General features: G+C 67.1%; 7 protein-coding genes. 6 read left to right on the top strand and 1 reads right to left on the bottom strand.

Annotation, left to right across the window (positions count from 1 at the left end; translation table 11 throughout):
- Positions 1 to 27: 27 nt before the first annotated feature.
- The gene (mgtE, locus tag ACIPIA_RS06975; protein WP_400507973.1) at positions 28 to 1,395 is read right to left on the bottom strand and encodes a magnesium transporter; all 1,368 of its coding nucleotides are present in this window, start codon (positions 1,393 to 1,395) and stop codon (positions 28 to 30) included.
- 334 nt (positions 1,396 to 1,729) lie between these two features.
- On the opposite strand from mgtE, the gene ACIPIA_RS06970 reads away from it, so the two are divergent.
- The 6 genes from ACIPIA_RS06970 (at position 1,730) to ACIPIA_RS06945 (ending at position 7,588) form a co-directional block, all read left to right on the top strand.
- The gene (locus ACIPIA_RS06970; RefSeq protein WP_400507971.1) at positions 1,730 to 2,392 is read left to right on the top strand and encodes a glutathione S-transferase family protein; all 663 of its coding nucleotides are present in this window, start codon (positions 1,730 to 1,732) and stop codon (positions 2,390 to 2,392) included.
- 90 nt (positions 2,393 to 2,482) lie between these two features.
- Positions 2,483 to 3,409 (top strand): DMT family transporter, encoded by a 927-nt coding sequence (locus tag ACIPIA_RS06965; protein ID WP_400507969.1) that lies wholly within the window; start codon positions 2,483 to 2,485, stop codon positions 3,407 to 3,409.
- 128 nt (positions 3,410 to 3,537) lie between these two features.
- Positions 3,538 to 4,524, top strand: coding sequence for a LysR family transcriptional regulator (locus ACIPIA_RS06960; RefSeq protein ID WP_400507967.1), 987 nt, complete (start codon positions 3,538 to 3,540; stop codon positions 4,522 to 4,524).
- Entirely contained in the window at positions 4,524 to 5,042 is a 519-nt protein-coding gene (locus ACIPIA_RS06955; protein WP_400507965.1) for a tripartite tricarboxylate transporter TctB family protein, read from the top strand. The genes ACIPIA_RS06960 and ACIPIA_RS06955 overlap by 1 nt, the downstream gene beginning before the upstream one ends.
- Positions 5,043 to 5,045: 3 nt before the next feature.
- The gene (locus tag ACIPIA_RS06950) at positions 5,046 to 6,548 is read left to right on the top strand and encodes a tripartite tricarboxylate transporter permease (RefSeq protein WP_400507963.1); all 1,503 of its coding nucleotides are present in this window, start codon (positions 5,046 to 5,048) and stop codon (positions 6,546 to 6,548) included.
- 65 nt (positions 6,549 to 6,613) lie between these two features.
- Positions 6,614 to 7,588: a tripartite tricarboxylate transporter substrate-binding protein gene (locus ACIPIA_RS06945; RefSeq protein WP_400507961.1), complete on the top strand. Its 975-nt coding sequence runs from the start codon at positions 6,614 to 6,616 to the stop codon at positions 7,586 to 7,588.
- The last annotated feature ends 47 nt before the right edge of the window (positions 7,589 to 7,635 follow it).

The following is a 7,635-nucleotide window of genomic DNA, read 5'->3' as shown; positions in this document are numbered from 1 at the left end:
GGAAGGCTGAGAACCGCCCGCCCGGCGTTACAACAAGGTGCCGGTCAGGATCGCCGCCGCGACGCCGAAATAGATGATCAGGCCGGTGACATCGACCAGCGTCGCGACGAAGGGAGCCGAGGCGCTGGCAGGGTCGAAACCGAGCCTCTTCAGGGCGAAGGGCAGCATCGAGCCGGCAAGCGAGCCGAAGGTCACGATGCCGACCAGCGCGCCGCCGACGGTTGCCGCAATCAGGATCCAGTGCGGGCCGTAGTCGTAGAAGCCGAGCCACTGCCACACGACGATCCGCACCACGCCGATGACGCCGAGGATGGTGCCGAGCGTCAGGCCCGTCGGCAGTTCGCGCAGCGCGATGCGCCACCAGTCCTTCAGGGTGACCTCGCGCAGCGCCAGCGCCCGGATGATCAGCGACGTCGCCTGCGAGCCGGAGTTGCCGCCCGAGCTCATGATCAACGGGATGAACAGCGTCAGCACGATCGCCTTTTCGAGCTCGCCCTCGAAGAACTGCATGACGGACGCCGTCAGCATCTCGCCGACCAGCAGGATCGACAGCCAGCCGGCGCGCTTGCGGATCATCGCAAGGAAGCCGATCTCGTTATAGGGCTCGTCGAGCGCTTCCATGCCGCCGAGCTTCTGCACGTCCTCGGTCGTCTCGGCGATCATCGCGTCGATGACGTCGTCGAAGGTGACGATGCCGATGATCTGCTCGTCCGCATCGACGACGGGGACCGAGAGCAGATCATATTTCGTGATGAGGCGAGCGACGTCCTCGCGATCGATCTCGGGCGTAACCGTGATCGGCTTGTGCGCCGGCACCACGGACTCGACGGGCGCCGCGGGATCGCCGCTGATCAGCCGCCGCAGCGAGACGGCGCGCACCAGCTTGCGCGTCACCGAATCGAGGACATAGATCGCGTAGACCGTCTCGCGCGAACGCTCGACGCGGCGGATATGGTCGAGCGTCTGCTGCACCGTCCAGTTCGACGGCACGCTGACGAATTCGGTCGTCATGATCGAGCCGGCGCTGTGCTCGGGATAGGCCAGCAGCTTCTTGAGGTCGGAGCGCGTCTGACGGTCGATGCGCCCGCTCAGGCGTTGCCGCGTCCCCTCGTCGAACTCCTGAAAGACGTCGGCCGCGCGGTCCGCCGACATGGCCGAGAGCAGCGCGCCGGCGCGCCCGTCCGGCAGCAGCGCCAGCGCTTCGGCGGCGGTAGTGAATTCCGGCTGGTCGAGCACCTCGACGGCACGGTCGAAGGGCAAGGCCCCCAGGACATGGGCGATGGTCGCCTCGTCCTGCTCGTTCAGGGTCTCGACGATGTCGGCAACATGCTCTTGCGCGAGCGTCTGGGCCAGCGTCACGGCGAGGAGGTCCGTCGGGGCGACGGTATCATTCATGGCTCTATTCCTTGCGATCGGGCCGTCATGGCCGGATCGCAGGCGAGCCGGGCAACCCGGTCAGGCGCGCGAGGCGGCGGCAGACGGCTTCGACTGTCGGCTGGGACTGTCGCTTGGCATCGGGTTGAGGTTTCCTGTGAGCAGCCGGCCACGCGGGCCGGAGGCAGAGCGCCAATGCACCCGCAAGGCGTCCGCGTCAAACGGTTTTTTGCACGCGCGCTGCGGGGGATCCGCATTGGCGCGGCGGCGCCGCACGCCTAATGTCGCCGCGACTGAATCGGCCCGCGCGCCGCCTCAAGTCGCCAGTCAGCCTTCTTTCACCGGAACCCCGCCGATGTCCCTGACGATCTACGGTTGCTATCGCTCCCGCGCCACGCGCGTCATCTGGCTCGCCAACGAACTCGGCCTGCCATTCACGCATGTCCCGGTGATCCAGGCTTATCGCCTGCCGGACCCGACCGCGCCTGGCGTGCCGCTGCATACGCGCAGCGCCGAATTCCTGAAGATCAACCCGAACGGGCACATTCCCAGCATCGACGACGACGGCTTCAAGCTGCATGAGTCGCTGGCGATCAACCTGTATCTCGCGCGCAAGCATGGCGGGCCGCTGGCGCCGCAGAACGCGCAGGAGGAAGGTCTCGCGGTGATGTGGTCGCTCTGGGCCGCGACCGAGTGCGAGACGCACGCACTCAACCTGCAGTTCCACCTCGCCGCCTATCCGCCCGAGAAGCGCAGGCCCGAGCTGGTCGAAGCCGCGCTCGCCGCCCTGCCCGCCCCGTTCGCCGTGCTTGACCAGACCCTGGCCGAGAACAACGGCTATGTGATGGGTGGCCGCTTCACCGTCGCGGACATCAACGTCGCCGAGATCATCCGCTACGCCAAGCCGGCGACCCAGCTGTTCGAAGCGGCACCGCGCGTGAAGGCCTGGCTCGATGCCTGCCAGGCGCGTCCGGCCTTCCAGGCGATGTGGCAGGCGCGCGACGCCGAAGCGGCCTGAGCGGAAAAGCTCGCCAGAATCCGGGTGGCCGGGCCTTCCCCGGCCGCCTACTGACGCGGGAAGACCCGGCCAGAGAGCAGAGCTTCCGCCATGGCACAGACACCTCCCGCTTCCACGCTGCGCATGGGCTCGCTCGAGTGGCTCATGCTGGTCGTCCTGTCGCTTCTCTGGGGCGGCTCGTTCTTCTTCAACAAGCTGACCGTGGCGGAATGGCCGCCCTTCGCCGTGGTGCAGGTGCGCGTCGGCCTCGCGGCGCTGGCGTTGCTCGTGGCCGTGCGGATCGCCGGGCAATCGATGGCGGTCGGGCGCGAGCTGTGGCTTGCCTTCTTCGGGATGGGCATCCTCAACAACCTGATCCCGTTCAGCCTGTTCCTGTGGGGCCAGCAGCAGATCGCGAGCGGACTAGCCTCGATCCTGAACGCCACAACGCCGATCTTCGCGGTGCTGGTGATGCATTGCTTCGGCAACGAGAAGGCGACCGGTCTGAAACTCGGCGGCGTGCTAGCCGGGCTCGTCGGCGTCGCCATCCTGATGGGCCCGGACGCGATCAGCGGCCTCGGCTCCAATCTGGCGGCGCAGCTGGCCTGCATCCTCGCCGCGGTCTCCTATGCCTTCTCCGGCCTGCTCGGCCGACGCTTCCGCGGCGTGTCGCCGCTGGTGGCCGCCACCGGGCAGCTCTCGGCCTCCACTCTGATGATGATCCCGATCGTCGCCGTCATGCATCCGCCCTGGACGCTGCCGGTTCCGTCGCACGGTGCCGCCCTCGCCCTCGTCGGGCTGGCGCTGATCTCGACGGCGCTGGCCTATCTCCTGTTTTTCCGGATCATGCGCACGGCCGGCCCGAGCAATGTCATGCTCGTCACGTTCCTGATCCCCGTCAGCGCCATCCTGCTGGGCTCCGGCCTGCTGGAAGAGGCCCTCCTGCCGCGCCATTTCGCCGGCATGGCGGCGATCTTCGCGGGGCTCGCCCTGATCGACGGACGGCTGTTTCGAACCCTGCGATCGCGGACGGCCTGAGCCCAAACTGTTTATTGCCAAAAAATTATGAATTGCTCTAGGGTCGACTTGTCGGCTGGAGTCGCTATGGGCACGGCCCACTGACAAAGATATCGCGGCAAGCGGTACCGGGGAACAGGGGACGGCCAATGGATGTGCGGCAGCTGCGATGCTTCATCGCGGTCGCGGAAGAGCTGCACTTCGGCCGCGCTGCCGAACGGCTCGGCGTCGCGCCCCCCGCGCTGTCGCGCCAGATCAGCGCTCTCGAGGATGAACTCGGCGTCAGCCTGCTGACGCGCACGACCCGGCAGGTCGCCATGACCCGCGCCGGGTTGATCATGCTCGAGGAAGCCAAGGGCATCCTCGTGAAGATGGAGCATGCCTCCCGCGCCGTGCGCGAGGCTTCGCTCGCCTCGGGCAAGGTGCTGCGCGTCGGCGCGATCGACGCGGCCTCCTCCAGTTTCGTCCCGGAGGCCCTCGTCGCCTTCCGTGCCCGCTTCCCCGGCATCGAGATCAAGTTCGTCGAGGCGATGACCGCCGCGCTGATCCAGATGCTGGAGGCCGGCAAGCTCGACCTCGCGCTAACCCGCCCACCGCGCAAGCCGACGGACTGCGCCTTCGAGATCCTGCGGGTGGAGCGCCCGATCGTGGTGCTGAACGAAGCCCACCCGCTGGCCGCCCGGGACCACCTGACGATGCTCGATCTTGTCGGCGAGCCCTTCGTCGTGCCGTCCAAGCGCATCCGGCCTTATGCCTATGACCTCGTCATGGCCTATTTCGAGAGCGTCGGCGCGGTTCCCAACGTCACCATCGAGGCGACAGAGAAGCCGGCGATGATGTCGGCCGTGGCCGCGGGGCTCGGCATGGCGCTGGCGCCGGACTGGGTGGCGCGCCTGTCCTTCCCCGGCGTGACCCTGCGGCGGCTGCGCGGCGCGCTGCTCGATCCTCCGCCCCCCGGCGCGCTGGTCGGCGTGTCCTGGCGTCCCCAGCAGAAATTGCCGGCACGCGACGATTTCCTTGCGATCCTGCGGGAAAGCGTGACCTTGCTCGACGAACGCCACAGCCTTTCCGTTCCCACTTCCCCCAAAACGCAGAAACGGACAGCCCGTACCGGGTCGCCAATCGGAGGAGCCTGATGAGTCTCAACCAGATAGAACGGGCGCAGGGTCTGCGCGTACGATCGACCCAGGATCTTGCCGGCGGCCTGTTCATGGTTTTGCTGGCGATCGGCGCCTTCATCTTCTCGTGGGAGCTCCCGGTCGGGACGCTGCGCCAGCTCGGGCCAGGCATGCTGCCCAAGACCTTCGCGGTGATCTGCGCGGGGCTCGGCATCATGCTGGCCCTCGCCTCGCTGCGGTACAATGGCGAGCAGCTCTCGGGCTGGTCGTGGAAGGGCATCTTCTTCGCGCTCGGCGGGGCCTGCCTGTTCGCGCTGACGATCCGCGGCTTCGAGTTCGGCCCGATCCGGGTCCCGGCGCTCGGCCTGCTCGTGTCCGGCCCGCTTTTGATCTTCTTCTCGGGGCTGGCCGCCGATGATCGCCGGCTCAAGGAATTGCTGATCTTCGCCGTGGCGATGTCGGCTGCCTGCATCCTGCTGTTCAAGTACGCGCTGAGCCTGCCGATCCCGCTCGCGCCCTGGCTGCTGGGTGTCTGAGTCATGATGGATACCATTGCCCACCTGTCGCTCGGCTTCGGCGTCGCGCTCACCTTCAAGAACATCGCCCTGTGCTTCGCCGGCTGCCTCGTCGGCACCCTGATCGGCGTGCTGCCCGGCGTCGGCCCGATCGCGACGATCTCGATCCTGCTGCCGATCACCTTCGGCCTGGATCCGACCGGCGCGCTGATCATGCTCGCCGGCATCTATTACGGCGCGCAGTATGGCGGCTCGACCACGGCCATCCTCGTCAACATCCCCGGCGAGGCGACCTCGGTCGTCACCACGCTCGACGGGCATCAGATGGCGAAGCAGGGCCGTGCCGGCGTCGCGCTCGGCACCGCTGCGATCGGCTCCTTCTTCGCCGGCTGCGTCGCCACCCTGATCATCGCCGCCCTCGGCGCGCCGCTGACCAAGATGGCGCTGCTCTTCGGCCCGGCCGAGTACTTCTCGCTGATGGTCATGGGACTGTGCTTCGCGGTCGTGCTGGCGCGCGGCTCGATCCTCAAGGCCTTCTGCATGATCATGCTGGGGTTGCTGTTCTCGACTGTCGGCACCGATCTGGAGACAGGCCAGGAACGCCTGACCTTCGGCATCCCCGCGCTTGCCGACGGCATCGACTTCTCGGTGCTGGCGATGGGCGTGTTCGGTTTCGCCGAGGTGCTGCGCAACCTGGAGAATCCCGAGGCCCGCGACGTCGTGAAGGCCAAGATCGGCCGGCTGCTGCCCGGCTGGGACGACATCAAGCAATCCATCGCACCGGTGCTGCGCGGCACGGCTATCGGCGGCATCCTGGGCATCCTGCCCGGCAACGGCGCGGTGCTCGGCCCGTTCGCCAGCTATACGGTGGAAAAGAAGATCGCCAAGGACCCCTCGCGGTTCGGCAAGGGCGCGATCGAGGGCGTCGCGGGGCCGGAATCGGCCAACAACGCCGGCGCACAGACCGCCTTCATCCCGCTGCTCACCCTCGGCATCCCGCCGAATGCGGTGATGGCGCTGATGGTCGGCGCCATGACGATCCACGGCATCATCCCCGGCCCGCAGGTCATGACCCGCAATCCGGAGCTGTTCTGGGGCATGGTCGCCTCGATGTGGGTCGGCAACCTGATGCTGCTCATCATCAACCTGCCGCTGGTCGGCATGTGGGTTAAGCTGCTGCAAGTGCCCTACCGCCTGATGTTCCCGGCGATCCTGATCTTCTGCTGCATCGGCATCTATTCGGTGAACAACCAGCCGCTCGACGTCGCCTTCACGGCGCTGTTCGGCCTGTTCGGCTACCTGCTGATCAAGCTCGGGTTCGAGCCCGCCCCGATGCTGCTCGGCTTCGTGCTCGGCAAGCTCATGGAAGAGAAGCTCCGCCAGGCGCTGATCATCTCGCGCGGCTCCTTCATGACCTTCGTCGAGCGCCCGATCTCGGCAGGCCTGCTCGCCGTCGCCGTGCTGGTGCTCGCCATCGCGCTGCTGCCTTCAATCTCGAAGAAGCGCGAGGAAGTGTTCACCGAATGACGGGGTTGCCGCAGTGGCGGCGCCTCTCCACTTTTGTTTCAAGGCAATCTCTGGGAGGAGTGCTCATGAAGAAGTTCATTATCGGCCTCGCCGCTGCAGCGGCGCTGGCCTTCACCGGGGGAGCCCAGGCGCAGGGTTATCCGACGAAGCCGATCACCATGATCGTGCCTTTCGCGGCTGGCGGCCCGACCGACATCATCGCCCGCATCGTCGCCGACCACATGTCGAAGACGCTCGGTCAGCAGATCGTCATCGAAAACGTCGCCGGCGCCGGCGGCACCACCGGCATCGCCCGCGCGCTGTCGGCCGCGCCTGACGGCTACACCATCGCGATGGGCCATCTCGGCACGTATTCCGCGGCGCCCGCCACCTATCCCGGCCTGAAATACGACCCGATCAACGGGATGCAGACGATCGGGCTTGCCGGCGGCACGCCGATCCTGATCGTCGCCCGCAAGAACTTCGAGCCGAAGGACCTCAAGGAGTTCGTCACCTATGTGAAGGCGAACCCCGACAAGGTGAACGAGGCCCATGCGGGCCTCGGCTCCGTGTCCTGGACCACGTGCACGCTGCTCAAGGGCATCCTCGGTACGCCGAAGATCAACGCCGTCGCCTATCGTGGCACCGGCCCTGCGCTCAACGATCTCGTCTCCGGCCAGGTCGACTTCATGTGCGACCAGATCGTCTCCGTCGCCGAGCAGGTCCGCGCCAATACGATCAAGGCCTACGCCATCGCCTCGGCCCAGCGCTCGCCGGCCCTGCCCGACGTCCCCACCACCAAGGAAGCCGGACTGCCGGACTACCAGATCGAGGCCTGGAACGGCATCGCCGGCCCCAAGGGGCTGCCGAAGGAGGCCGTGGACAAGCTCGTCGACGCCCTGAACAAGGCGCTCAACGACGAAGGCACCAAGAAGCGCCTGCTCGACCTCGGCACGGTCCTGCCGACGGCAGAGGAACGCACCCCGGCCGGCTTCGCAGCGCTGATCAAGCGCGATGCGGACAAGCTGACGCCCGCGCTCTCGGCCGCTCCCAAGCAGTGAGATCCAGCCGGATCGGACAACGCCTCATGCGGCGGGCCTCGTGCCCG

The organism is Allobosea sp. CER48 (genome assembly GCF_044752385.1).
Lineage (GTDB): Bacteria > Pseudomonadota > Alphaproteobacteria > Rhizobiales > Beijerinckiaceae > Allobosea.
Note: the sequence above shows the minus strand (reverse complement) of the source record. Positions and strands in the feature narration are given on the sequence as shown.